This window comes from Cohnella herbarum, from assembly GCF_012849095.1.
In the GTDB taxonomy this organism is placed as follows: Bacteria; Bacillota; Bacilli; order Paenibacillales; family Paenibacillaceae; genus Cohnella; species Cohnella herbarum.
Genome location: NZ_CP051680.1, coordinates 6,065,018 through 6,091,965, shown reverse-complemented (window position 1 = coordinate 6,091,965; position 26,948 = coordinate 6,065,018). Strand labels below are relative to the sequence as shown.

General features: G+C 49.9%; 23 protein-coding genes and 1 other RNA gene. 6 read left to right on the top strand and 18 right to left on the bottom strand.

Annotated elements, in window-relative coordinates; genetic code table 11:
* Window positions 1-28: 28 nt before the first annotated feature.
* Together HH215_RS26025 and HH215_RS26020 are read right to left on the bottom strand one after the other, a co-directional pair.
* On the bottom strand, window positions 29-691 hold the full coding sequence (locus tag HH215_RS26025) for a methionine ABC transporter permease (protein ID WP_169282533.1): 663 nt from the start codon (window positions 689-691) through the stop codon (window positions 29-31).
* Window positions 681-1,706: a methionine ABC transporter ATP-binding protein gene (locus HH215_RS26020; protein WP_169282532.1), complete on the bottom strand. Its 1,026-nt coding sequence runs from the start codon at window positions 1,704-1,706 to the stop codon at window positions 681-683. The genes HH215_RS26025 and HH215_RS26020 overlap by 11 nt, the downstream gene beginning before the upstream one ends.
* 342 nt (window positions 1,707-2,048) lie before the next feature.
* Between HH215_RS26020 and HH215_RS26015 the strand changes: the two genes are divergently transcribed.
* Both HH215_RS26015 and HH215_RS26010 read left to right on the top strand, forming a co-directional pair.
* Window positions 2,049-3,434, top strand: a complete 1,386-nt coding sequence (locus HH215_RS26015; protein WP_169282531.1) for an LLM class flavin-dependent oxidoreductase — start codon at window positions 2,049-2,051, stop codon at window positions 3,432-3,434.
* 163 nt (window positions 3,435-3,597) lie between these two features.
* Window positions 3,598-4,800, top strand: a complete 1,203-nt coding sequence (locus tag HH215_RS26010; RefSeq protein ID WP_169282530.1) for a M20 family metallopeptidase — start codon at window positions 3,598-3,600, stop codon at window positions 4,798-4,800.
* Between the two features lie 108 nt (window positions 4,801-4,908).
* Here HH215_RS26010 and HH215_RS26005 read toward each other — a convergent pair whose 3' ends face one another.
* From HH215_RS26005 to HH215_RS25960, 10 genes are all read right to left on the bottom strand, one after another.
* Window positions 4,909-6,069, bottom strand: a complete 1,161-nt coding sequence (locus tag HH215_RS26005) for a mandelate racemase/muconate lactonizing enzyme family protein (RefSeq protein ID WP_169282529.1) — start codon at window positions 6,067-6,069, stop codon at window positions 4,909-4,911.
* 17 nt (window positions 6,070-6,086) lie between these two features.
* Window positions 6,087-6,623, bottom strand: a complete 537-nt coding sequence (locus tag HH215_RS26000) for a zinc-binding dehydrogenase (RefSeq protein ID WP_169282528.1) — start codon at window positions 6,621-6,623, stop codon at window positions 6,087-6,089.
* 101 nt (window positions 6,624-6,724) lie between these two features.
* Window positions 6,725-7,099, bottom strand: coding sequence for an alcohol dehydrogenase catalytic domain-containing protein (locus HH215_RS25995; RefSeq protein ID WP_169282527.1), 375 nt, complete (start codon window positions 7,097-7,099; stop codon window positions 6,725-6,727).
* Between the two features lie 33 nt (window positions 7,100-7,132).
* Complete coding sequence (locus HH215_RS25990) at window positions 7,133-7,834, bottom strand: PIG-L deacetylase family protein (protein WP_169282526.1); 702 nt, start codon at window positions 7,832-7,834, stop codon at window positions 7,133-7,135.
* Window positions 7,831-10,749, bottom strand: a complete 2,919-nt coding sequence (locus HH215_RS25985) for a DUF5107 domain-containing protein (RefSeq protein WP_169282525.1) — start codon at window positions 10,747-10,749, stop codon at window positions 7,831-7,833. Before HH215_RS25985 ends, HH215_RS25990 begins: the two co-directional genes overlap by 4 nt.
* 22 nt (window positions 10,750-10,771) lie before the next feature.
* On the bottom strand, window positions 10,772-12,052 hold the full coding sequence (locus HH215_RS25980; protein WP_169282524.1) for a hypothetical protein: 1,281 nt from the start codon (window positions 12,050-12,052) through the stop codon (window positions 10,772-10,774).
* A gap of 85 nt (window positions 12,053-12,137) precedes the next feature.
* Window positions 12,138-14,243 carry a carbohydrate binding domain-containing protein gene (locus tag HH215_RS25975; protein ID WP_169282523.1) on the bottom strand — a complete coding sequence of 702 codons (2,106 nt, stop codon included), beginning with the start codon at window positions 14,241-14,243 and terminating at the stop codon, window positions 12,138-12,140.
* 22 nt (window positions 14,244-14,265) lie between these two features.
* On the bottom strand, window positions 14,266-16,041 hold the full coding sequence (locus tag HH215_RS25970; RefSeq protein ID WP_169282522.1) for an extracellular solute-binding protein: 1,776 nt from the start codon (window positions 16,039-16,041) through the stop codon (window positions 14,266-14,268).
* Between the two features lie 62 nt (window positions 16,042-16,103).
* Entirely contained in the window at window positions 16,104-16,994 is an 891-nt protein-coding gene (locus tag HH215_RS25965; protein ID WP_169282521.1) for a carbohydrate ABC transporter permease, read from the bottom strand.
* 20 nt (window positions 16,995-17,014) lie between these two features.
* On the bottom strand, window positions 17,015-17,977 hold the full coding sequence (locus HH215_RS25960; protein ID WP_254450229.1) for an ABC transporter permease subunit: 963 nt from the start codon (window positions 17,975-17,977) through the stop codon (window positions 17,015-17,017).
* Window positions 17,978-18,268: 291 nt separating this feature from the next.
* Between HH215_RS25960 and HH215_RS25955 the strand changes: the two genes are divergently transcribed.
* From HH215_RS25955 to HH215_RS25945, 3 genes are read left to right on the top strand one after another with little or no spacing between them, the layout of a single operon-like run.
* Window positions 18,269-20,026: a sensor histidine kinase gene (locus HH215_RS25955; RefSeq protein WP_169282520.1), complete on the top strand. Its 1,758-nt coding sequence runs from the start codon at window positions 18,269-18,271 to the stop codon at window positions 20,024-20,026.
* Window positions 20,004-20,669 carry a response regulator gene (locus tag HH215_RS25950; protein WP_169282519.1) on the top strand — a complete coding sequence of 222 codons (666 nt, stop codon included), beginning with the start codon at window positions 20,004-20,006 and terminating at the stop codon, window positions 20,667-20,669. The genes HH215_RS25955 and HH215_RS25950 overlap by 23 nt, the downstream gene beginning before the upstream one ends.
* Before the next feature lie 41 nt (window positions 20,670-20,710).
* Entirely contained in the window at window positions 20,711-21,586 is an 876-nt protein-coding gene (locus HH215_RS25945) for a helix-turn-helix domain-containing protein (RefSeq protein ID WP_169282518.1), read from the top strand.
* A 155-nt stretch (window positions 21,587-21,741) separates the two neighbouring features.
* Here HH215_RS25945 and HH215_RS25940 read toward each other — a convergent pair whose 3' ends face one another.
* The 3 genes from HH215_RS25940 to HH215_RS25930 all read right to left on the bottom strand — a co-directional run bounded on the left by HH215_RS25940 (window position 21,742) and on the right by HH215_RS25930 (window position 23,701).
* Window positions 21,742-23,139 (bottom strand): MFS transporter, encoded by a 1,398-nt coding sequence (locus HH215_RS25940; RefSeq protein ID WP_169282517.1) that lies wholly within the window; start codon window positions 23,137-23,139, stop codon window positions 21,742-21,744.
* Window positions 23,140-23,205: 66 nt separating this feature from the next.
* Complete coding sequence (locus tag HH215_RS25935) at window positions 23,206-23,397, bottom strand: hypothetical protein (protein WP_169282516.1); 192 nt, start codon at window positions 23,395-23,397, stop codon at window positions 23,206-23,208.
* 40 nt (window positions 23,398-23,437) lie between these two features.
* On the bottom strand, window positions 23,438-23,701 hold the full coding sequence (locus tag HH215_RS25930) for a hypothetical protein (RefSeq protein WP_169282515.1): 264 nt from the start codon (window positions 23,699-23,701) through the stop codon (window positions 23,438-23,440).
* Window positions 23,702-23,875: 174 nt separating this feature from the next.
* Between HH215_RS25930 and HH215_RS25925 the strand changes: the two genes are divergently transcribed.
* A complete protein-coding gene (locus HH215_RS25925; protein ID WP_169282514.1) occupies window positions 23,876-24,220 on the top strand; it encodes a winged helix-turn-helix transcriptional regulator in 345 nt (114 codons plus the stop codon).
* A gap of 501 nt (window positions 24,221-24,721) precedes the next feature.
* Here the strand turns inward: HH215_RS25925 and HH215_RS25915 are convergent.
* The 3 genes from HH215_RS25915 to smpB form a co-directional block, all read right to left on the bottom strand.
* The gene (locus HH215_RS25915) at window positions 24,722-25,159 is read right to left on the bottom strand and encodes a RelB antitoxin-like protein (RefSeq protein ID WP_169282512.1); all 438 of its coding nucleotides are present in this window, start codon (window positions 25,157-25,159) and stop codon (window positions 24,722-24,724) included.
* Between the two features lie 435 nt (window positions 25,160-25,594).
* Window positions 25,595-25,960: a transfer-messenger RNA gene (gene ssrA, locus HH215_RS25910) on the bottom strand.
* Between the two features lie 182 nt (window positions 25,961-26,142).
* Window positions 26,143-26,625, bottom strand: a complete 483-nt coding sequence (gene smpB / locus HH215_RS25905) for an SsrA-binding protein SmpB (RefSeq protein ID WP_169282511.1) — start codon at window positions 26,623-26,625, stop codon at window positions 26,143-26,145.
* Window positions 26,626-26,948 lie beyond the last annotated feature (323 nt).

The following is a 26,948-nucleotide window of genomic DNA, read 5'->3' as shown; positions in this document are numbered from 1 at the left end:
TTTTTAGTTTGGAAAACAAGATCACGGGTTACCGGCGTAAAAACTTGCGCGAGATTCGGTTTCCCAGGAACTGAGCAATCTGTACAAGAAGAATAAGGATAACGATGGTGACTAGCATAACCGAGCCATCGAAGCGCTGATAGCCGTATGTCATCGACAAGTTGCCTAAACCACCTCCCCCAACCGTTCCTGCCATTGCCGAGAAATCAATAAGCGCAACGGTTATGAACGTTAAACCAAGGATCAGGGGTCCCAGCGCTTCAAGGACAAGAACGCCGAATATAATCTGGAACGAATTGGCCCCCATCGCTTTGGCCGCTTCGATAATGCCCGGATCAATAGAAACCAGGTTATTCTCGACCACTCTGGCAATGACGAATGAAGCCACGATAGCCATCGGGAAGATAGCCGCCCATGTTCCAATGGTCGTACCGATTACGAATCGCGTTACGGGACTGATCGTCACCAGGAAAATAATGAATGGAATCGGACGGATGATATTAATAAACAAATTCAATACCATAAAAACAAATCGGTTTTCCAAAATGTTGCCTTTGCGCGTAACGAACAGCAGAAGCCCGATGAGCAAACCGAACAAACTCGAAATAACAAGAGTGATCGACACCATTGTGATGGTTTGGCCGGTCGCCTCGACTACGCGCGGCCAGAATGTATTCCAATCAACTTTCATGATCGATAACCTCCCCGAGCTCGACTGTCCTTCCCAGTTCGCTGATCACTTCGTCGATTTTGCCGTTCTCCGCGATAAACTCTACGATCAGGCTGCCGAACAATTTGCCTTGCAGCTCATTGATGCTGCCATAAACGATGTTAAAATCGACATCGTGTTTTCTCGTAGCTTTCGACAAGATCGGCTCGCTAGCCGTGTCGTCTTTGAAAATGATTCGAAACAATCGTCCTTTGTGGTCTCTTCTTAACGTTTCCAGCAACTTAGGGGAAAGCTTGTCGTTCTGAACGGAACCGATGAAGTTCCGGGTCGTTAGTTTTTGCGGATGGGCGAATATATCGAATACGTTCCCCTCCTCGATGACTCTCCCCTGCTCCATAACCGCGACACGATCGCATATGCTTCGAATGACGTGCATTTCGTGAGTGATTAAGAGAATGGTAATGCTGTACTCCTCGTTTACTTTTTTAAGCAGTTTGAGAATCTCTTGGGTCGTCTCCGGATCAAGGGATGAGGTCGCCTCATCGCAGATCAGAATGTCAGGCGATGTCGCCAACGCTCTCGCGATGCCAACCCGCTGCTTTTGCCCTCCGGACAACTGTTCCGGATATTGATCCGCTTTGTCCTCCAATCCGACAAATCGAAGCAGCTCTTCGACTCTTTGCTTGAGCTGATGCTTTGGATAACGCCCCAGTTTTAACGGATAAGCTACATTGCCGAATACGGTTCGGGAGTTAAAAAGATTAAACGTCTGAAAGATCATCCCGATTCGCCTGCGCAGATGACGAAGCTCCTTGGATGAAATTTCGGTAACGTCGCGATCGTTAACGAGAATTCTGCCTTCCGTAGGCCGCTCCAACAAATTCACGAGCCGAAGAAGAGTGCTTTTCCCGGCTCCGCTATAACCGATTACACCGTAGATTTCTCCTTTCGCAACCGTTAAGGAGACATCTTCGACAGCGCGGATAGGTTTGTTCTTGGAACCGAACGTTTTGCCGACGGATTCAAATTTGATCAATGATGATCTCTCCTTTGCTGCATGCAACCAAATGAATGCGTAGATTAAACTCATAAAACAGATGCAAATAGTCGGATATAAAAAATAAAAGAAACCTCCCCCGCGTTCGGAAGAGGTTTCGCCCACAGAACTGGCCTCCTCCGCTCCGAAAAACAGAGCCACTTGGAAGTGGAATACAGTTCTGAGTGTTCAGTCACCTGTCTAGGAATAAACTTTAAGTCTAACCGGACGATGTTGTCAATCCTTTTTTTCACGGGCAAAAGCGAGCGTCTTTACCTCTCTTGACACCCAAAAAGGAAAAATGATAGAGTATCGTCAATTTCAACATTGAGGGGAATCGATATGAGTAAACAAATCCGTATGAACGCATTTGACATGACAAGCGCAATGCACAACTCGCATGGGCTATGGAAACACCCGCTCAATGTTCGAACATCCCGGTACAAAGATTTGGACTATTGGACGGAGCTGGCTCAGCTGCTTGAGCGCGGCAAGTTCGATGCTGTTTTTTTGGCGGATGTCGTCGGGATTTACGATATCTACGGGCAGAGCAGAGATGCCGCCGTCCGCGATGCCGTGCAAGTTCCGCTCAATGATCCGGCCTTCGCTATTCCCATCATGGCGCAGGCAACGAAACACTTGTCGTTTGCCCTAACCGTCAGTACAACCTATGAGCATCCATACGCACACGCCCGAAGAATGAGTACGCTGGATCATTTAACAAAAGGGCGGTTGGCCTGGAATGTGGTGACGTCCTATCTGCCAAGCGCCGCTCGAAATTTCGGGTTGCAGGAGATGATGAAGCACGATGATCGTTACGAAATGGCGGACGAATTTCTTGATGTCGTATATAAGCTATGGGAGGCAAGCTGGGAAGATCATGCGATCGTCCACGATGTGGAGAATCGCATGTTCACGGATCCGGCCAAGGTTCATGAGATCAATCATGCAGGCAAGTATTACCGGGTTCCCGGCCCCCATCTCAGCGAGCCCTCGCTTCAGCGGACTCCTGTTATTTATCAAGCCGGAGGCTCCCCGCGCGGAAGCGACTTCGCGGCTCGTCATGCGGAATGCATATTCGTCGGGGGACCGACACCGGCACAGACCAAGCAATATATTCAGGATATTAAGAACCGCGCGGAATCTTTCGGACGCAATCCGGATCACATTAAAGCTTTTACGTTCCTGAACGTTGTCGTAGCGGAAACGACCAAGGAGGCCGAGGCGAAGTACGAGGAGTATGCGAGCCTGTGGAGCTCGGAAGCGGCCAAGGCGCAATACGGAGGATCTACCGGATACGATCTTTCCCAATACTCCGATTTGGACACCTCTTTTGAATACAAGCACACGGAACACGGACAGTCCAGAGCGGCATCCTTGACGAAAGACAATCCGAAGAAATTAACCGTTCGCGAGGTGCTGAACGGATTCGAACGGCCCGGACGCAAGATGTCGATCGTCGGTAATCCGCAAGAAGTGGCGGACGGCATTCAAAGTTATTTCGAGGCGGCGGGTGTCGACGGGTTTAACTTGACGCATATGATTACTCCTGGCAGCTTGATCGATTTCGTCGATCTGGTCGTGCCCGAGCTTCAGAAACGAGGGGTGTACAAAACCGAGTACGAGCCGGGAACCTTCCGTGAAAAGCTGTTCGGAGAAGGCCAACGCTTGCTTCCGGCCGGTCACCCGGGCGCGAATCTTAGGAGGGGAATTTCGCAAGACGGTTGACGGCAGCACAAATAACCGTTATTATCCTCATATATCCCATGTAATTACTTGGTTTTAATACATTTTACCCATCAGACCACTGAAGGTATCTTATTCGAGCGAATTCGCTGCGTATAGGGTTCTTTTTTTTATTCAGTGCATGAATTCAAGGAGGCCGGTTTAGATGAGCACTGCCCTAGAGACATGGAAAACCCAAATCTTACAGCACATCGACGACGCAAAATCACTTTATATCGACACTAGCCATCGTATCCATGCGAATCCGGAGATTGGCAATCAGGAATATTTCGCCTCTAAGACATTAACGGACATTTTGCAGAACGCGGGCTTCGAAGTAACCCGCGATGTTGCCGGCCATGAAACAGGGTTTGTTGCCCGTAAAGCATCGTCAAAACAAGGACCTAAAATCGGTTTTCTCGCTGAATACGACGCTCTCCCCGGTCTTGGACACGCTTGCGGCCATAACATCATCGGCACAACAAGCACAGCGGCCGCCATTGCGCTTTCACGCGTAATTGACGTAACCGGCGGTGAAGTGTTTGTATTCGGAACGCCCGCCGAGGAGGGCGGTCCGAACGGCAGCGCAAAGGGGAGCTTTGTCAAACACGGCTTGTTTGAAGGGATCGACGCGGCGTTGATGATCCATCCGCTCGGTACAACGCGCCTGTCGTCATCAAGCTTGGCATTAGAACCGCTCGATTTTCGATTTTTCGGAAAAGCGTCCCATGCCGCGGGAGCGCCGGAACAAGGGATTAACGCGCTGGATGCGGTTATCCAATTGTTCAACGGCATTAACGCTTTACGGCAGCAGTTGCCTACCGATGTCCGGATTCACGGCATCATTACTCACGGCGGAGATGCGCCGAACATTATTCCGGAGTATGCCTCTGCGCGATTCTTCATCCGGGCAAGCACGTGGGAACGTACGGAAGCCGTCTCCGAGAAGGTACGTAATATCGCTGAAGCCGCCGCTCTGGCAACCGGAAGTACGGTAAAGATCGAAAGGTTCCAAAATGAAGTGCACGACTTTGTTTTGAACCGCCCGCTGGACGAAATCGTCGGCAAACATCTCGAATCGTTAGGCGAAACCATCGTCTATGAGCAGAAATCGGGCGTGGGCTCGACCGACGCCGGAAACGTCAGCCGAGTCGTTCCGACAGCCCATCCTTATATCAAGATCGGTCCCGACGATCTGACTCCTCACACGCCTGATTTCCGTGAAGCGGCAGGATCAAGCAGAGGGGATGAAGCGTTGCTTATCGGCGCTAAAGCTTTGGCCTTAACAGGGTTGGAGCTCATTATCGATCCCGAGCTTCTTGCATCGGTAACAGCAGAATTTAACCTCAATAATCAGGCAGCACAATAAGGTGACCTCCAAAAAAGCCGTCGGCTGCAATCTGGCTGCATTTTTGGGGGGATAGTAAAGCCCCGTCCGAATGAGGACGGGGCTTTGTTTATAAGCTGGTAGAGAAAGCTACAAAATCTGCCCAATTCGAGGCTGGAATTGGGGATCCTCCGGGTCATAGAAAACCATTTCCCTCTTAAAATGATTGCCGAAATGGTCCAGCTTGGCGATATCCAAATCGATGCCGAACCCGGGACGGTCGGGAACCGTGATTGTCCCCCGATTAAAGATGATCGGCTCCCGCAGCAGATCGCCGGTCATGAAATTTAAATGCGTATCGTTGGCAAACGGGAAGTTGCGTGAAGACGAAATGAAATGGACATTGCCCATAGTGCCAATACCGGTTTCCGCCCAGCTTCCGGTTACGCACCAGATACCGGCGTGGTTTGCCAGATCGACAATTTGCTTCGCTTTCAAGATTCCTCCGGCCTCGGACGGATAGACAAGAAAACACGCGCAAGCTCGTTTATCGATCAAACGCAAAGCATCTTCATAGGTGGCGCATCCTTCATCCGCGATGATCGGCACATCAACCGCGCGAGCCACGGTCGCCATACCGTCAACGTCATCATACCGGGTAGGTTGCTCCACCATTTGCAAATCGTATTTTTCCATTTTTCGTATGGCTTTGATCGCGGTGGGTATGCTCCAGTTTTGATTGGCGTCAATGCGGATTTTGATTGCGGGGCCTACCGCTGCGCGCACGGCTTTCACGCGCTTCTCGTCGAAGTCGATATCCCTGCCGACCTTTAATTTGAGTTCGCTATACCCCGCAGCGACGAATTTCCGTGCTTCTTCCGCATTGTTTTCGGGCGTGTCGATAAATATATAACCGGCGAATGCCACTTCGGATTTGCACTTGCCGCCCAGGAGATTGTACACTGGCGTATTTAAGATTTTACCCCGCAAGTCGAGAAGCGCCATCTCGATTCCGGCCATGCCGTAATTACCGATTTGTTGCCAATTCACGCAGTATTCATCCAACTGATGAAGAATCGATTCCAATTCCATCGGGTCGCGCCCGATCAGAAAAGGCCCAAACTCTTTGTCGACCACAGTCTGAATGACGGGAATGGTCGGCCCCACCGACTCTCCGATTCCGATCAGCCCTTCGTCGGTCTCGATCTGGACGATCAGGGACGGAGCGCTGTACCTTGTGCCTCCGGACCATTTTTCTCCTTTAAAAAAGGGGATTTTGATGGCTTTGGTTTTTACTGCGGTAATTCTCATGATGATTCCTCCAGGCTTTATGGATTGTGGACGATGATTTTGATCGCTTCATCGGACTGGCTGCGTGCGGTTTCAACGGCTTTATCCAGCTCATCAAAAGCATAACGGTGCGTAATTAACGGATACACCTTCACTCCGCCCGAGGCGATCATTTCAATAACCCGGGGCCACACGCCAGGCGCATTCGTCGAGCCGTACAATCGAAGTTCTTTTAACACCACGGATTGAATGTCCGTTACAATCGGTTGGCCGGGCAACCCGAACAACAAAAGCTGTCCGCCTTTTTTCAACAATTGTATGCCGCTTTGGAGCGATGCCTCCGTACCTGCCGCTTCGATCACGATATCCTGGGTTTCAGCCAAGGATTGGAGGGTCTGAGTCCGTAAATTCGTCGTTTCGTCCGCACCTAAACGGCGTCCAAGCTCGAGTCGGTTTTCTCGCATGCCGACTAAACGGATCTTACCTGTACCCGCTTTTTTTAACAGCTGCACATAAAACAATCCCGTCGGACCGTCCCCTAGCACCGTCGCATTCATGCCTAAACGGATTTCCAAAATATCGACCCCGCCTAAACAGCAGTGCAGCGTTTCGGCTTGACTGGCCTCTTCGTAGCTTATGGATTTCGGAAGCAAATACAGGTTCGCAGCCGGAATCGTTAAGAACTGTTGCCAACCCCCGGGAACTGGAGCCCTATCTCTCCCGCAGCAGGACAACGATGTTTGTTCCCCGTTAAACAGGCCGGACATCCGCCGCATCCGATCAAAGGATCCATGCATACGCGATCGCCGGCTTTCCATTGACTAACCCCTTCGCCGACCCGCTCCACCACTCCCGCCAGCTCGTGGCCAAGGGGCAGCGGCTGCTCGGCAAACCGGACACGGCCGCTCATTATGTGCAGATCGGTTCCGCAAATGCCGATTGCCTGAACTCGGACTTCCACCTCGCCGGGACCTGGCGCATTGCGTTCGACGAGACGGGACGCCAACTCGTTGTATCCCGTCCACTCCCATATTTTTTTATACGAATCCATAGGTATCCGTCGCCCCTTTAATTCGCCCATGCTTTAAGGCAGCATATATGATCCGCCGCTTATCGGATACATCGGGAGGCTGCGAAACGCTTCGGCGTACTTGACGCCGATCGCCATTCCCCGCATGGCAGTCGGTCTGGCCAAAAATTCGGCGTAATCCATTCCGTAAACATATTGCAGCCATGCCCCCTGGCTCTCATGACATTGCAACATACGGCCTCTCAGCTCATAGGTGTCGGTAATGTCCACGTACGCATCAGGCTCAAAACCGACGGAGCCGACCGTATCCATTAGGAATACGTGAGGGATTTTGCTCATCGGCGGATATTCCGTTTCGATTAAGGGCACCGTCACCGGAATGCGGCAGTCAATGGCGATCTCTCCGCATATCCGATGATCGGGATGATAATCGTTGGGACTGGTGACGAACATGAAGTCCGGGTCGGCTTTCCGAATCGCGTTGATAAAGGCAAGCCGGGTCTGACGATCGTGAAACAAAAACTCGTCGTCGAATCCCATCCAAATCAGATCCGCTCCTATTAACGCGGCGGCGTCCTCCGCCTCTTTCTTTCTAACTGCCGCAATCTCTTCGCGGGATAGCGTAGAAGAGCCTACGTTGCCGTTCGTGGCAATCATGATCGTGATTCGATCGCCTCTTGCCGCGCATTTCGCCAGCGTTCCTCCGCATAGCGCCTCCACGTCATCCGGATGCGCCCCGATGGCCAATACTCTCATTTGAGATTACCTCCTCTTGATTGGATCTGATGTCCGTTTCTCCGCTCATAGCACTTGCGGCTGAACGCTTTGCTGCGTTCCGTGTGGGCGATTACGCCGTTATGCAATTCCCAAGCGCCTTGATCAAATTCACGCCAAGCCGCCGCCGGATCGCCGGTCATGTCAAAGATGATTCCTTTGGTATAATGGACTTCGGCCAATGGCGCGCGCGCCGAGTCTCCGTAATTCAAATTGGGGGGATAGCGATCGATTCGTTCGATCCATTCCCTTGCTTTGCCCATATTCCCTTGCTCGGCTTCATGGAATGCCAGGCTTTGGATGACCTCTCTATAGCAGGAGCCGCTTAATTCCTGACCCTCCCAGTTTTCGAACTCTTCGGTTTGCAGCATCGACAGCGCCTGCTCGTATAACCCCGAATCTTGGAGAATTCCAATCATCGTCAACAGGACCAGGCTGCGATTCCGGATGTTGCCCAAATAAGGCAGCAGATTCGTTCGCCTCTCCAATTGACTCGTTTGCTTAAAGATCGCATCCAGACCGATGAGCACAAGCGCGTTGCTTCCGCCATTGATCCGCAGATCCTCAGACCAGTATTCGACGGCCATAGCGTTATCGTTCATGCCATGGCGATAGATATAACCGATACTGTACAACAGCACCGTATATTTAAGTCCTTTCTCATAAGCGCTCGTCAAGTGCCGCAGCGCTTCTTCCTTCCTGCCACCGGCGTATAAATATGTGCCGAGCAAATAATCCGCCCGTCCCTTATCGTCCTGACCGGCATGCTCCTGCAAGATCTTGGCCAGACGGCTTTCATTGATGAACACATAATCCAGGCTGCCTGCCAGCGCCTCCTGGATCGATCCTTCAGTCTTGCCGTTCTGCCGGCAGACGTCATAATAGAGCAGCCGGCTCTTCATCCCCATCCCGGGTTTGCCGATCAGTTCCAAGATGTTACGAGCTTCCTCGAACAGCAGCAAGCCCGTGTATTCCAGCGCAATGCGCAGCAAGACTTGCTCGTCGCCGCCCGTGAATCGCATCAGACTTTCCTTATGTCCGCCGTTGAAGGCCGATAAATATCGTTCGGCAAGCAACAGTTCATCGGCCGCAGGCTCCGTCGGATCGACCTCAGCCGCACTCCGGCTTCTCGCGGATTTTCTGCTTGCGATAGCTTGCAGAAAGTCCGTATATCGATTGGGAAGACGGATCGACTCGAAGAGCGATTCGGCCTCCTTATAGTCGCCGAGCATAATATCCAGTTTGATCAGCTCGATGACCGATGCCTCGTATTGAGAAGCATCCAGCGCAATATCGAGCATGAGGCTTTTCGCTTTGGTCAGTTGGCCTTTTTCCTTGAAAACGACCCCAAGCTGAAATCTCGCTTCATCGTTCCGATTGTCATAGGCCAACGCTTTCCGAAAAATTTGTTCCGCCCGTTCCAGCTCCAAGCGTTTCAGATGAATCCCCCCGACCCTGTTCAGGGTCAGGACGCATTGAGGGAACGTCTCCAGGTTGCGCATATACAATTCGAATGCCTGATCCGTTTCGCCCAGGGATTCCTGCCTGACGGCGTAATCATAAAGCCGCTGCCGATCCCGTTCCTCAAGAACGATTCTCGCGTCCCCATATACATTCGCATCCGCGTAGTCTTCATCGGATGGTTGATTTCCTCGCCATTGCAAGACGAGATCATCCCCGGAATAGATGTCCAGTTCTATTCGACTGTCCAAGTCAAGCGATTGTTCGGTCGTCCAGACGATCGATTCCATCCGTTCGGGCGACAGGCTGCGCCGATCCGAATATACCTTATCGCCCGACTTCAACCGGATGCGGCAGTCGTCCAGATGTTCCACGGCGCGAAGCTTGAGTTCCAGCCGACTGCCCTCCGGACGATAGTTCACCGCGATCGACTTATTGGCGTATTTCAATCCGCCCAGCTCCGGGATCGGATACCAGTATTCGCTCCACTTCATCTGCTGATATGGCTTCATGAATTTGTAAACCATCTGGGTTTCAAAAGGTCCGCTTTGAATTTCTAAATACTGCGATTCGTCGTCCGTCAACGACTTGTTCCACGCCTTGCTTAATTCGTCGTTGCCCCAAGAGAAAAATTTGGCTCCCTTCAACGCCTTGCGGTCGGCATAATGGGCAACGCCATGGCCGGCCGCATGGTTGTAGGACCCGAAGAAGTTGTCCGTCGTCAACTTGCCGAATGTCTCGAACGCGTACGGAATGTCGTCGGCATTCCTGCAATCGAATTCTCTGAAATAGGGCCATTTCACGTAATTCGGCGTCAAATTGTTGACGCACCAGTCAAAGGGATAGATCAGTTCCAAGCCCGGATCGTACGCCACCGCCGCATTGGTCCAGAAGTAAAACCTTTGGTCGCAGGAGGTCGGGTTGTACAAGGTGACATTTTGCTCGATTCGGGCTTTCCCCGGCATCAGCTTTAATTCCACCTTCCAATTCATCCCCGAGATGCGCTCGATGTTGCCGAATTCGACCGAACCGCTGCCGTCCTCATGCTCGCGGATCGCGTAGTTGACCCGTTCCATCGTATTGGGAGAATGGCTGATCGGAAAATTGAATTCGACGCCGCCCGAGAACCATCCCCCCCGTGTGCCGATCATTCTGGGTTTAATGACGTTGTTTTTATAAAACATTTCCTTGCCGGTCCGCCTGTCCAATGCACTGTACAAACGTCCGCCCAAAGAAGGCAGCAGCACCAGGCGCAAGTATTCGTTCTCAAGGACAACGGTCTCGTATTCCGTCAATTGGATCGCATTATCTCGATAGTTCTGCATGGAATAGGGATAAGGATCGAGCGCCTTATCGAAAATCGGGTTAATATCGTCCTGCAACAGCGGATAGGTTGGAATCCGCAGCATCTCCTGGAAAACCTGTACTTTGTTCAAAGATATGTCACCGCCCTGATGATTAAAGCTCCGTCGGCTCCGTCCTGACAAGCTCCATTAATTCCCCTTGTCCTGGAGCCAACCAGATCTTCGATTGAAAAATATCGGCATATGGGGCCGAATTGACCACGTCGTAAGCCTCGCCGTAGGCGTTGAACCGCCTCAATCGCAGGACGCCCTCCAGTTGAACCTGAACCTGCACGGAATCTCGCGGATTGGCATTGACGATAAACGCATAAGATTGCCCGGAAGTTCTGTGCCGGAACTCCGAGAGGATCAGTTTCGGCTCGCGTCCCGTCAAGATCTCGATTTCCTTCACGGGGCCATTGTAATCAACCGTATTCAGTTCTTTCGCCGGAACTTCCGGATAATGCCCGACCTGCAACAACTGCAGCTCGAGAAACAAGTCTCCCCAGCGTTGATGAAGCTCCCGATTCGCATTTCGGATTCCGTAAAAGGTGTCCGTACGTTCTCCCCACCAATCGATCGGTCCCTGTCTGTAGTTCGTCTCGCTGTTATACGCGTTATCCGGCGTATAAAAAGTAAAATACAAGATGCCTTTGGCGCCATAGGCAAGCGACGTATTCACTTGCCACCTCATATCTTCATAAGAAGGACGTCGATAATTAAAATGAGGCGTAGACAAGAGGGTCGTCCAAAACTCGACGCCTTGCCGCGACAAATTGCGATAATGATTCAGATTGACGTAATACTGCGAACTTTCCTCGTTCCTCTCCATCATCTGACCATAGTAGTCGTAGCAAACTTGTTGAGCTCCCGTTCGTTCGGCAAAGTCGGCCAGATAACGATCATAATGGCGGAATTGCAGCAAATCCACGGTCGACGGCATAGCCGGCAGCAAATTAACGAAAGGCAAGAGTCGATCCGAATGCTTCTTCACCGTTTGCACGGCTTGTACCACGGCTTCATAGTAATTCCAATGAGGCTCGTCGAGAATAAAGAAGCCGTAAACCTGAGGATGATCCGCAAATTCCGCCACCGCCTCGGCCACGAGGCTGTCGTAGTCCGCGGCAAGTCGCATTTTCTCGGATGAGCCGGGCTCAGTATGACGAAGGGATACGCGCGGGTCGCGTAAAATGATGTTCACCTTATGTTCCGCGCACCAGCGCAGGAGGATATCCAGCTTCCCCCGGTCCTCCTCTTCGAGCGTAAAGAAGGGGGACAAGATGCAGGAAAATGCGGCCTCTTCCCAATCGGCAAGCACCTGGTCATCCAACTCCCGGATATCCATGTAATTCCAGAATCCTAACGGAAACCGGCTTATACCGGCAAATTTGCGCATAGTCATGTGCTCCTGTTCGTCATAATGACCCCTTAATAACGATCCCTTCCTCCATCAAGGAAGGGATCGTTCGCGAATGATCGCATTACGAAGCATAGAATGCATAAGTTCCGCCACCGTAGATCATGCTTGTAGGCGCAGATGAAGGCAGCGCCGAGGAATAGGCATAAGGCGCATATTTCAACTCGTACGAGGAAGGATTATACGTTATCACGCTCCCCTTCGAACTTAAATCATACACCAGCCAATACGAGGTTCCCGATGTCAGGCTAGTCGTGGGGATCAGACCGGTATTCCACCCATTGGCAAGCGTAATGGCCGTCGTTTCCGCCAGCTTGGCGCCAGGGCTTCCGGCGTTGTCGCTGTAAATCCCCATCTTTACGTTTCCTGTAGCGCCCGATAATACATACAGTTGAAGTTTCGTCACGTCCATGTTCGCGCCCGCGGTCGCTTTCGTGGCGACGAAATAGTTGTTCGCTACGACTTCCGTATGACTACCGGGCGTATCGAGCCCGATATGATTGGTCGAGAGCGGAACGACGCTGAAGTCGTCGCCGAATGCATTGCCGGTGCCCGAATCCTTGGACAAAAAGATCGTCGCGGTCGTATTCGTAGGTCCCGTTGTAAACGTAAGCGAACCTTTCGCGTAACTTGTACTAGACAGGGGAACAGCCTGCTGTGCTCCGCCGTGGTTTTTCACGCCGATCGATACTTGTTCACCCGACGCCGCCACCTTGGCAAAGCCGCTCATTGCATACGTAGTATTCGGACTAACCGCGATGGCCTGCTCGAAAGCGGAGCCCGCTCCTCCGACTTGGGCCGCGTAAGATCCGCTGTGCACGTTCGAAGCGGTCACGTTCGCCGTACCCGATCCCGTCCACGGATTGGCCACGCCGGACTCGAATCCGGGGTTGCCGACAATGCCGGCAGGAGAAGAGACATACATGCTATTGTTCGAGACGGCGTACCCCGCAGGCCATGTTTCGGTCAAACCGATACCGTTGACATAATTCAATCTTTGGGCAGAATGAATCTTGGTGACGGTATTCCCGGAAATCGTCCCGGCATTGTTCGGATTGCCATACGACCGAATGAATGCGGGCAAGTTGACAGGATCCTGAGTGCCGTTATTGGTTGCGGTAATATCCAGAATCGACGTTCCGGGATTCGTTTCGCCCGAATTGTTGTAGATCAGAAACGCCGATCCCGCATTATCATGAATATTTAACCGTACGGCGCTGCTGTTCACGTTGCCTCCTTCGAAGTCGAATCCGACCCCGTCAGGCTGCCCGTTGGGACGGTACGTAAAGGCAATTTCGCTATCTTGAACGACGACGTTCACGCAATGCCTCAACGTAAACCCCGCCGTTCCCCAATACATGCCTTTCGTAATGGAATTGTTCAAAAACCTCGAGTTCTGAACGACTCCGTTCTCGACTCCGTACAGCACCGGCCCCATAATGAGGGAGTTCTTGGTCTCGACGTTGTCCACTGTCAAATTTTCGACGAAATCGATCCAAAAAGGAGAGTCGTTGTTTAGAAAATCGCTATCCTTGATCGTCACGTTTTTCAGGAGCGGTACGCCCTCGTTATTCAAAATCATAATGGCTTGAGAGTAGTTCAGAAACGGAAGCAGCAAGGGAGCGGGATATACCGGACCGTCCTTCAAGTCATGGAAAGAACAGTCCTCGATCCACAGCCCGTCTCGCTGCGCGCTGGAGGTATCGTCATTCATGTAGACGATGCCGTTGCGCGCGTTCCCGATCTCTAGTCCGACGAATTTCCACCCTCCGTACTTGTTGATATAGATCGCCCAATTCGTGCTCGCGCCGGGCAACAGTTTCGGCTTGGCGCCGGTTCCGTAGGAAGAGACCGTAATCCAGTTCGTCGAAGTGCCTTCTCCGTGCGGATACAGGATTTCCCCAGTCCATTGATCGCCCGCTTTGAGCAAAATCGTATCGCCGGGGTTAAACGTGATCGACGAGATCTTCGTCAGCGTTCGCCACGGTGTGGCGCTGCTTAATCCGTCATTCGAATCGTTGCCTCCGGAAGAGCTCACATAATAAGTCGTGCCCGTTGCGTGAATGCGTTGAGGGAAAGATGGCAACATACACAAAATTGCGGTCATAACGATCATGGCAAGCTTTAACGATTTCTTCTGAAATAGCAGTCGAATTTGAACGGCTTCCATACCTTATCCCTTCCTTCACTGATTATTTCAGCAAGTCGTAAATAGGCGCCAGCTCTTGAGCCGATTGATCGGCCTTCGATTTCCAGTAGGCGAAGATCTCGTCCACCTTAAATTCCTTCAAGCCCGCAATGAATTCGTCTTGCATCTTATTAAATTCCGCATCGTCCTTGGCCAGGATCAGCGGGAATTGCTGCTTAAAGGTATAGGCTTGCAGATTCGTTTCATAAGTCTTCAGATCGTCCGGCAGTTCTCCCAAGCTAAAGAGCGCGTTGGACTTATAGGCTTTCATATTAGAAGTATAAAGATCGAACAACGACTTCGCGCCATAATGCTCCAGCATATCTTGGTGAACCGGCTTCAGCTTCTTGGCGATGGCTTTCTCCGAATTCGCGAACAGATTAACCGGAGTATCCGTTGCAGGATCGATTGTGCCGCTTGCAAAGCCGACGAAATGCTGGTAGATCAATGCTCCGGTTTTCTTCATGAATTCGAAATCGTTGCCGTCCTGGTTCAGGAAGTCATCCGTCGGCACGGGCTTGCCGTCTTCCATGTTCCAATTCGTCCCTTCCAATCCGTTCCATACGATTCTGGAAGCTTCATACGAGGAAAGGAAGTCCAGCAGCTCCAAAGCCCTCTCCGGATCCTTGCATTTCGATGAGATTACATACGTCCTTTCGCCGGCCGGCAACATATTAATCAACGTATATTTGTCCGTACCGAGCGCAGGCAGCGCTACCATTCCTTTTTCCGGCGTTCCCTCTTTTTCGAAGAAGTTGTTAATGCCGTCTACATACCAGCCTTCGCTTTCATACAGATATCTCCCGGTATTCATCTTGGCGACATAGCCGTCCGACTTTTGCGAGAACGACTCCGGATCCAGAATGCCCATCTGATTGGCCTTGTTATAGAATTTGATGGCACGCCAGAAAATACTGTTTTTATCGGTCAACGCGTTATTCGGATTGACGGTGTTCGTTTCGATGTCGGCTACCACCGTTTTATCCAAAGTCACATAGCTTTGACCTTCCGAAAACGAAAGCGGATAAGTGATTCCCCAGTCTCCCCAGCCTTGCGCGTCGGCGAACCATCCGCCTAAGGCGTACACTTTTTTGCCGTCTTTCGTCGTCGGCTCTGCTTCTTGCATCTGCTTGAGCACGTTCAGAAGATCGGTATCGTAATTCTCGAGCTTAGGGTAACCGAGCTTTTTGTAGAGATCCCATCGGATAAAATGTCCCGCGATCGGCGCTGTTCCCGTATCCCACGTCCCCATGTTCATGCCGATGGAATACAGCTTGTCGCCGCTTGGACTATATTTCGTTTGCAGTTCGACCATCGCTTTGCCGAGATTATGGGACAGTATATTTTTGCCGTTCTTCTCCAGCAGCGGACCGAGCTCAACGATTTGTTTTGCTTTGATCATCTGCGGAATTTGTTTCACCGGATCCGTGACCAGGAAAATATCCGGAAGGTCGTTGCTCGCGATTAAAGCGTTCAGTTTCTGGGGCCAATCGTCGCCGCCGCCCACCGAAGTCATGTTCATCGTAATCCCGAGCTTCTCCTCAATATATTTCGCGACCGGGTTTTGCCCAACGCCATTCGGCTCAGCCTTGGAAACGAAGGCGGAAATCTTCAACGTAATTGGCGGTTTGGCCTCCGCCGACGCTTGTCCTTGCGAAGTCGCGCTCGGCGACGACGTTGTGGCAGGCACGCTCGTCTCATTCTTGTTTTCGCTCGAACAACCGAAAAGGGTACCGATCAACAATAGGGATAGAAGACAAGACGCCGCTTTTTTACTCATGACAATCCCCTCACTTTTTGTTTTATAAAAATACCCTTGCGGGCAGTTTTACCAGCAATCGCTTAACCTTTAATTGCTCCAAGCATGAGTCCCCTGACAAAATATCTTTGCATTAACGGATAGACCAACAAGATCGGCAGCACCGTAACGACCGTCATCGACTGCTTAATCGATGCCGCAGTCACCTGCACGGAACTGGCCATGGATGTCACGGAACTGCCTCCGGAAGTCGCATTCATCATATTGGCCATATTGGTTTGTAGATTCGTATAGAGCAAATATTGAAGCGTATTCAGGTTGCTGTCGGATACCAGGTAATAGTTATCCGCCCACGAATTCCATTGATTCACCGCGCTGAATACGGCAACGCAAGCGATGATCGGCATGGACAGCGGCATGATAATTTTGAAGAAGACCGTAGTCAGTCCCGCGCCGTCCATCTCGGCGGATTCTTCCAATGCGGCAGGAAGCGACTCGATATAGGTTTTGACCAGAATAATGTAGAATGCCGAAATCATGCTGGGCAACACGTATAGCAGGAAGCTGTTCTTCAGGTGAAGCTCCTTCATGAGCATATACCAGGGAATAAGTCCCGAATTAAAGAACATGGTGAATATGATCGATCTGTATATCCATTTCCGTCCGGGCATCGTCTTTTTCGAAACCAGGAAACCGACGAAGGCGCAGCTGAAAACCGTCAGCACGGTTCCCACGACCGTTCTTGAGAGCGATATGAAAACGCTTTGATAAATCGACGGAATTTGCGCAAGATGCTCGTACGAGACAAGCGTAATATTTTTGGGAAACAGGTAAATGCCATTAGCGGCATCCGCGGGATTGCTCAGAGAGTTAATAATCAAATAGTAGAACGGATAAATGCAGCTAAAGGCAAACACAATCAAGATTCCGGAATTTATAAACTGAAACAGAAAATCTCTTTGTTTGATTCGCACCGGCGGTTCCTCCCCTCCCCTTAGATGATGCTTTCCTTGCGAACGGCTTTGGACAAAGAATTGGCAGATAGAAGCAGAATGATGCTGATTACCGATTTGAAAATACCCATTGCCGTCGAAAAGGCATATTCCGCGTTGGCGATCCCCATTCGATAGATGTAGGTGTCGAACACCTCAAGCTTGTTGCTGTTCATGGCGTTCTGGAAGACATAATACTGCTCGAAGCCGTTGCTCAGAATATTCGAAATGGCAAGCAGCAGCAGAACGAAAAACGTGGGAAGAATACCCGGAATCGTCACATGCCATATTTTCCTGAACCGCCCGGCGCCATCGATCTCGGCCGCTTCGTACTGCTCCTGATCAATGCCGGCGATTGCCGCAATATAGATGATCGCTCCCCAGCCGGTTCCCTTCCAAAGTCCTATCAAGATCTGAAAGTACCATGCATAGGTGCTGCTAATTAACGGTTCTAGCGGTTTATCGATCACATGCCAATCCAGCAGAATTTTATTGATCATTCCTTCCTGGGAAGAAAACAGGGCGAAAGCGATTGCATAAACGAGAATCCAAGAAATGAAGTTCGGGATTGAAGTGAGGGTCTGAATCGTTTTCGATAACTTGCTATGCCGTACTTCGGACAGCATAATGGCGAAAATGACCGGAATCGGGGCTGTCGCCAAGCCAAGGAAGCTGAGACTCAGCGTATTTTTCATAACGAGCAAAAAATCGTTGCCTCCGGAAAAAATGATTCTGAAATACTTCAAACCGACAAATTGTTGCTCGAAAATGGGCACTCCCGGAATATAATCCATAAACGCGAATGACCAACCCAATAATGGCAAGTAATAAAAAACGAACGTAACTACCAAAAAAGGAGAGATCATCAATAACAGTTTGATCTTTTGTTTTTGCTTGCCGGTTAACCCTCCTGCCTGGGCCGGGAGATGGGGCGGTGTCTTGGTCTGCAAGGTTTCCATTGTCATTCTCTACCTCCTGCCACTAAGTATAGAGCCCATGAAGGTCGTGTAACAATTGCAATGATTATGAGATTTTATATAAAAATTATGGTTCTCGTGAAGTTTTATGGCCGAGCATGTTATAGTGAATTTTAAGATCATAGAGCAGGAAACGGGTGAACAGCCATGATTCGCTTGATGTACGCCAAACACATCCGAAAGCGCTTTTTTAACAAATTGTTGCTTATGAATTCGCTTATTATCCTAATTTCGTTAAGTATTTTAACGTTATTAATCGTTAATAGAATTACGAATATTTTGAAAGAACAGGCCCTGAGCTACAACGAAGAAGTGTTGCAATCGGTCAGCTCCTTCTTCGCGGATCAAAACGCAAATCTGAAAAAGACGATGAATTACATCTATTATGGGGAAACGATGGAAAACGGACGGGGAAACGCGATCATTTCATCCTTTCAATACTTAAATTCCCATTCCCCCAAATCGTCCAATCTCTCGATCTCCAACGAGACTAGAAAAAATGCGGAGTCCGTCTACAGCTTTTTGGATGAAAGAGCTTTGCCTAGCGATCCGAATCTATTGGATACCCTATTGGTTAACGCAACGTTCGATTTTAAGTTGATGGGTACCCGTAACGGCTTGATGAAGACGGAACAATACTTCCCCAAGCTGAGCGCGGCCATTACGGAGAACAGTAAAGATTCGAACATCAATCGGAATAAAACGTATCTAATACCCGCATTTGCTGAAACCCGCGATGATAGTTCCCCCAGAGTTTATTCCATCTATGACTACTTGAGAGATCCGGAGGATCCCTCGGTGTCTATAGGCTACTTGATTATGACGTACAGATCGGACATGCTAAAAAAAGCCTATGAGCGATATCAAAAATATTTGGTCGGCACGATTTTGATCCTTTCGCAGGACGGCGGCATCATTTTCGATTCGTCCGGCCAATATTACGACAAGCCCTTTCCTTATTCCTCAGCTATTCTTGAATCTTCCGGCAGTACAATGACGATTCGAAATTCCATCATAAACATCAACGAAAACGAAGAGTACGGTTTTCTGGTTGTAGGGATGATTCCGCAATCCGAATTGTTCAGCGACGTTCGTTCGATAACCAGAGTCATTTCGTATACGGCTCTCGTGTGCCTTCTCCTTACGCTCGCTTTGACTTTCCTCGGCACTTCCGTATTTTCTAAACGGTTGGGCGACGTTCTTCGTACGATTAAGGAAATTCAAAAAGGGAATCTCTCCGCAAGGGCGCTCACGCAAGACCGTAAGGACGAAGTAGGGCTCATTGCCTATAACCTGAATCTGATGAGCGAAAGACTGGAGGAATATATCAAAAGGGAATATATTTGGGAGCTTCAGCGGAAAGATGCCGAACTGAAACAGAAAACCGCCGAATTATATGCGCTGCAATCGCAGATTAACCCTCATTTTCTCTATAACACGCTTGAGGCCATTCGAATGAAAGCATTGAGCATGCAAGACTATACGGTAAGTCAAATGATCAAGATGTTGGCTAATCTCTTCCGAAGCAGCATCAAGGATGAAATGGTCATTTCCATCGATAATGAAATCCGTTATTGCCGTTCCTTCCTCGAGCTATACAATTTACGGTTCGAAGAACTGTTCGAGGTTGTCGTCGACGTGGAGGAAGAAATTCTTACTTACGGCATTCCCAAGCATCTGCTTCAGCCGATAGTCGAAAATTCCATTGTCCACGGAATCGATATGAGCAGAGACAATAACGTGATCACGATCAATGGACGCCGCGCGGGCAATTTGATTCAAATCTCCGTCTACGATAATGGCAATGGAATCGAACCCGCTCGGCTCGGCTTGATCAACAATCAGTTGCAAAACCTGCACATGTTCGGCCAGGAAAATATCGGGTTAGTCAACGTCGAATCGCGGATCAAGCTCATTTACGGAAACGAGTGCGGGATTCACATTCAAAGCGGCAACGGGGGGACCAAGATCACCTTGACGCTTAGCGCTATGACTAAGGAGGAGCTGCGTAGAAATGTACAAAGTATTGATCGTTGACGACGAGCTCTTTATTTTGAACGGCTTGCCTCATGTCATCAACTGGGAAGAGCACGGCACCGAAATCGTCGCCAGGGCGAGGAACGGACTGGAAGCGTTGGAGATTATGCAGAATCATGACATCCATATTTTAGTTACCGATATTATGATGCCGGCAATGGACGGCTTGGAACTGATTAAGCAGATTCGCGACAGGGGCTGGAACGTTAAAATCATTATTTTGAGCAGTCACGATGATTTTAAGTTTGTAAAAGAAGCCTCCAAGAGCGGGATTGAAAATTACTTGCTAAAGCCGATCGAAGAAGACGAGTTGTCCAACACGATCTTGAATACGGTTGAAAAGCTTGAAAACGAAGCAAACGCTACGGTTCAGAACCACGACAATCTCAACATCGTCCGGGAGAATATTCTTTATCGATGGGTCACCCGCAACATCGGGTACGATGAACTCGAAAACCGCGCCGAATTTTTGCAGATCGATCTGAGCCGCGAATCCTATATGGTTGGTATCGTCAGCATTTTAAAAAATACCAAATCCCAGTCGTTCGGGATATCCAGCTCGGTCCGCTGTCGATTGCCCTTCTTAACATTTGTTCAGAAGTTCTTGACGGTTACGAGAACTTCTTACCCTTCAACAGCTTAAACGGCGATTTGATCATTATATTTTCATGGGACCAGGGTCGGATGGATATTCAGAAGCTAAATCGCCTGCTGGAGCTGTGCATTCAAGAAATTACTGAAAATTTGAAAATCGACGTGATCGTTTCGCTGGGCCCCATCGAAAACGGATACCGATCCGTTCATAGAAGTTACCAACACGCTTGCCGGATCAAGGATTACCGATTGCTGCCTTCCAATACGCTCCTTAATTTCGAAAATTTGCATGAGAATAACGCAAAATACAATCCTGATTTCGAGCTTGATTTCGGACATTTAAAAAGCTTGATTGTTTCCAAGGATAAGGACGAAGCCATACGATATATCGACCATACCTTTAATCGCCTGGAGACTGGCGAGGGGGTCACGCCTGAATATGTTCAGGGTTTGACTATGGAAATTTTATTTCACATCTTCGGCACTTTACACGTTCCCAACCATCACTTGGACGTCTTTCGAAAGCACTCCGACCATGCTCTGTTTGATATCCTGCGCATGCATCGAATCGCCGATATGACCGTCTGGCTGAAGTCCCTTATTACAGATTATATGGATAGTCTTGAACACGCTTATGACAATATTCACCCTCTAGTCAAGACCGTCCTTCAATATATAGACAAAAACTATGCACAGGAAATGTCGCTTAAGACGCTTTCCGCCACCTTTAACATCAATGCGGCCTACCTCGGTCAATTATTCAAAAAAACAACCGGCGAAATATTCTCCAACTATTTGAATAATGTGAGAATCCAGAAATCCAAAGAACTGCTGGCCGCCACTCAGCTGAAATCGAACCAGATTGCAACCGCCGTGGGCTTTGTCAATGTGAACTACTTTTCAAACGTGTTCAAGAAGCTCACGGGCGTTTATCCTATTGAATATAGAAAGTCGATTCAAGCGTAATGTCGTGCTCGTCCGCATCGCTACCTGCGCGGAACGAACCCCCTTTGCCACGCAAAAAAGCCAGCCTCTTCCGGCTAGCTTTTCGTTCGGCCTCCTCATTGATCAAGGTCTCGTGGATAAGATTAAATAAAGGGTTCGGGATCTGACAATTGGTATTAATGGATCCGTTGAAGTATTTTGCGCTTCCGGAAACCGATCGCAGTAATTGCGGCACCGAGGACAGCCGCGCCAACCGGAACGAGCAGAGCGGTTCGAAAGCCTTCCAAGATGGCCTGCGGCGATTCATTATCTCCCGTGGCAATGATACTGACGGCGGTCACCACCGAGAGGCCGAGAGCCGCACCGAATTGGAGAGACGTGCTCAGAAGGCCGCCGGCAATCCCTTGCTCTTCTTCGGCAATGCCGTCCGTAGCCGCGATGGTAAGCGGACCATAGGTTAGCGCAAAAGCGATGCCGGTAAGAATCATGGTAGGAAACATTGCCGCATAGCTCCAGTCGAGGCCAACCGGCAGGAACAGGGCGTAAGACAAAGCAGCCAGACATAAGCCTCCGAATACAACCCGCACGTTGCCGAATCGGTCAACGAGTCGGGGTGTGAGCGTCGGTGCGAGTACGGCATCGACGCCAACGGCCAAGAGCGCAAGACCGGTCTCAAGCGCTGACCAGCCGCGCAGCTCCTGAAGATATAGGACGGCGACGAACTGGAAGCCGAAGAAAGCGCCAGCGAACAAGATTGCTCCAAGGTTAGCACGCACGAGCGCGCCCGAACGGAGAATGCCAAGTCGCATTAGCGGCGCTGCCGACCGCCTCTCAATTACAATGAAGGCGACCAGGGACAAGAGCCCTGCAGCAAGCGTGCCGATTGTCCAAGCCAATTCCACTTCCGGCGCATTGACCACCGTCGAGACGAGAAGGAGCATCGCCCCCGTCACGCTGATTGCTCCGGCGAAGTCAAAACCAGGGGATGAGCGCTTCGGGCGGACCGAGACCGGAATAAGACGAATCGCGGCCAGGAGAATGATCAGTGCCAGTACGACCGGAGCGAAGAATACCCATCTCCAGTCAATCGCCGTCAACAATCCGCCAACGACAAGGCCAAGAGAGAAACCCGCGGCCGCCGTTCCCGCGTAGACCAAGAGTGCCTTATTGCGCAGCGGGCCTTCGGGGAAACTCGTCGTTATGATGGAGAGACCGGCGGGTGTCATGAATGCAGCGGCGACCCCTGTCACGAAACGGGCGATAATTAGGACCCACCCCTCGGTAGCAAATCCGCCTATACCGGAGAAAAGGAGGAAAATGAAAAGCCAGATAAGAAACATTCGCCGACGGCCGAGCAAATCTGCTGCTCGCCCTCCCAGCAGCATAAATCCGCCATAACCGAGAACATAGGCGCTCACTACCCAACTCAGTTCGCTGGTGGACATGCCTAGTTCCGCGCGAATCGACGGCAAGGCCACTCCCATCATCGACACGTCGATTCCTTCGAGGAAGATCGCCCCGCATAGCACGAGCAACAGCCCCCACGACACTTTATTGCTTGCGCTTCTTTGCATTTGAAACATCCCCTTTTATTTCATGAATGGTCAAATCCCGATGGACTCGCCTTGTAAAAAATCAAATCAAACATTCGGCGAGCCAGTAGCAGCCGTTAAGCTAGGTACATCGAGCAGTCCCATCGGAAGCCCCTCCAACGTGCTTCCGTCGGTAAGCTGGACATTTCTCGGGTGCTGACTCGCGTCGATCCAGACCCATTGGCCTCCATCCCGAACGAGCGCGCCGCCAATGAAGCCCTCCGAATCGCCAACCGTCATAGGTCCCATCTCTTCACGCTCATCGTAGAGACCTGCTGTTTCAATCGAATTGATCCGGCTGAAGGATTCGGCGGATTTCAAGGCAACGAGCGTTAATGTCGCCCAGATTGTCTAATCCAAAATTATTCTCCAAATCCAAGTAAGCCGAGGTGGCATTGCTCAGTTCTATAGCCTGCGCGGTGCCGCGATCCGGATTACGTCCTGCAAGCACGATTTCTACATCCTTGTTGATTTTACGAACATGCTGGGCGATGGTGCTGCCGACAATCCCGTATCCTCCGGCGATTAATAGGCGTTGAGTCATATTGTTTCCTCCACTATTTAGATTTGAATTCTGGTATGTGGAGATTATGTTCCATATAATAACATTAGGGAAGAACGCACTTTATTGTGCTAATAGCACTAATTAGTTATATAGGTACCGAAAAGTACTTGCATTTTTATTGAGATTACGTTCATCGACAAGAGGAGAGATCCCATGGAAGCACAACCGAAGCACTCGTACAATATCCCCGCGGAAGCCACGCTCGATGTCCTCGGAGGGAAGTGGAAAACACTGATCCTGTGCCACTTGGCCTACGGACCCAAACGAACGAGCGAGCTTAAGAAAGCAATGCCCGGTATTACTCAAAAAATGTTAACTCAACAACTTAGAGAGTTGGAGGACGACGGAATCATCTTCAGGACGGTCTACAATCAAGTACCGCCAAAAGTAGTCTATGAAATGACTGAAATAGGAGAGTCGCTCAAAGCGATCTTAGATCAGCTATGCGAGTGGGGAGAAAAATTCATTCAGGGGCAGTTTAACCGGAGCAAATCTTAATTGAGCCAGTTGTTGCGATTACCGTCCTACACGACCCTGACTGGCAAGCTGGATGTCCTCCTTCGGACTGTGACGCCCCCCCCCCCCCCCCCTTTTTTTCCACGCAAAAAAGCCAGCCTCTTTGCGGCTGGCTTTGATGATGGTGGAGGCGAAGGGAGTCGAACCCCTGTCCGAAGACAACGCCACATGTGCTGGGCTTCGCCGTGGGTGTAGTGACAGATTTGATGTCACCTGAAAGTCGTTGTAAGGCATTGATTAGCATCCTTAAAGCTGCTGAAACTCATACATCATTTGTTATCATTAAACTCATTTTCAGTAATTTTCAACTGGTGCTTAAGGATATTCTTCCAGATATTCCGAGGTATCTCCTTATGAACAGCAAGGCTTACCTTCGTTTTCAATATGTCCCCATTCTGTAGCACCTTCTCGTAATACCAATGATCGGTATTACCGATCAAAACCCACCCATTTTTATCGCAATAAGATTTTAAATCTCGAAATCTAGGAGGCATCTGGAATTAGCATTTGCTTTACTTCTTTAGGATCATTGCAGCACATCACTTTAAACACATATGGTAAGTGATGTTTGCGATTAGGGGCACTTATATAGCGTTCTGGGTTTTGGGTATATTCCTTACAGTAGAGGAGAAGGTCATCAATGAGTGAATTAATCGCATCTTCCTTAGTCTCACCATAGCCATAAATATCAAGTGGGTCGAGCCAATAAGCATAACTGCCTTCTTCTTCATCCACAAGTGTACATTGAAACTTATACTCAGACAATAATTGATGGACTACCGCTTGCTTAAACAGAAAAGTAGGTTCTTCGGATTTCTTGCGAGGCTGAATCACAACTGGAAGTAGATGCTGAACGCGATCTATAACACTAGTAAAGTCTTTTCTTGCCTCTGTGAAGCCATATTCCATAAACATCGTCATCGCCTCCCTGCCTCCCATTATATCTAATTATGAGCAATCTGTACAGATTGCTCGCACTCTAATTGCAATATATTCATTCCCAACAATTAAAGAACCTATTCATTGAAAATACATACCCGCTATCTCCAAGTGTACGAACCACATTACACTCCTAAGGGTCAAGTTCCTTTTGGCTCCCCAAACGAAACGCGACTACTTCGTGTCGGTTTCTTGTGTCGCATTTTTATGGTGGCGGCTTAAGGAGAGTATTCAATTCTTGATTGAAATGGCTGACGAAGTGAACTCGACGATGACAATCTTAGCGGTAGAATTGAATTGCGTGCTCAGTCCGCTCCGCTGCCTTCCGCGCGATCGAACCCCAATGTCCTCCTTCGGACTGGCGACTCCCCAATTTTGCCCACACAAAAACCCGACCTCATGCGGTCGGGTTTTTCGTGGTGGAGGCGAGGGGAGTCGAACCCCTGTCCGAAGACAACGCCACATGTGCTTCTACGGGTGTAGTGACAGATTTGATGTCACCCTAGAGACTCCCCGTCACCGGATTCCCTTCGGGTCAGCCTGATTGTCTTCTTCTAATCAGCCCCAGGCGGAGACTAGTTAGCGTATCCCACTATAGGTTAGCCCCTATCCTGCCACATGGGCGATGGAAGGTAGAAGCACGCAAGCAGTTTCTTAGGCTGCTAAAGCGTAGTTGTTTTGTTGTTTGCCGTTTAAATGGCTTTCCGCGTTAGTGAAGCAGACGCAGCCCTACTACCCGCTACCCACGCTCGTTCTATCCCCGTCGAATCCATAAACGCCCCCAAAAAGTTGGTCGCCACCGCTAAAGCGGTCGGACTTCCAGGAATCACCCCGAAGGATGATTATAGATCAAGCTTGCTTAGCTTACTCATCTATTATAACACGTGCGACTTGCTATTACCTAAAGTGTTACTGGCAGTCTTGGTACAAACTTGATTACAACGAATACCGATCAAGCAACAACGCTAACGGCTAACCTTCTGCTTCTCGCGAAGAATACGCTGAATGTCTCGCTGAGAATCCCGCTTGGCGTCGGCTTCGCGCTTGTCGAACTGCTTCTTTCCTTTACCGAGGCCGATCAGACATTTGGCGTAGCCGTTCTTGATGTAGACGCGAAGAGGTACGAGGGTGTAACCGTCCCGCTTAACGGAGCCGAGCATCTTATGGATCTGGGTCTTATGCAGTAAGAGCTTGCGAGCCCGAGTCGGATCGACCGGATTGTGACGATTGCCTTGCTCGAAAGGGCTGATGTGCATGTTATGAAGGAACATCTCGCCGTTGCGGATCGTTGCGAACGCATCGCCTAACGTCGCGCGGCCGGTGCGAAGAGATTTAATCTCCGTACCTGTCAGAACCATACCGGCTTCAATGGCTTCCTCGATGAAGTAGTCATGGGACGCCTTCTTATTCTGAGCTAACGGCTTGTCGAATTGGTCTTTCTTGCCCATTTTCCTTCACCACGTTTCATTAGGATACCCGAAATTGCCGGATCTTCATTATAGCACGCTGCCCGTAGCACCTTCAACAACGGCGTGAATTGAACAAGTCGCATTGAACCCGAACAACATTCAAAAGAACATCAGCATATACGCACATACGAATATCAATTGATTTTCTTCACAAATCCGAACAAACTCCACAGTACAGAAACTGAGTATTACCGACAAAAGTTAGGCCGAAGTGGCCCTCATACCCGCAGTTTCCAACAAGTTTTATCATAGCGGAATTCTCTGCCGTTATTCATGAGGAAAGTTGGTTTTCTAAAAAGGTA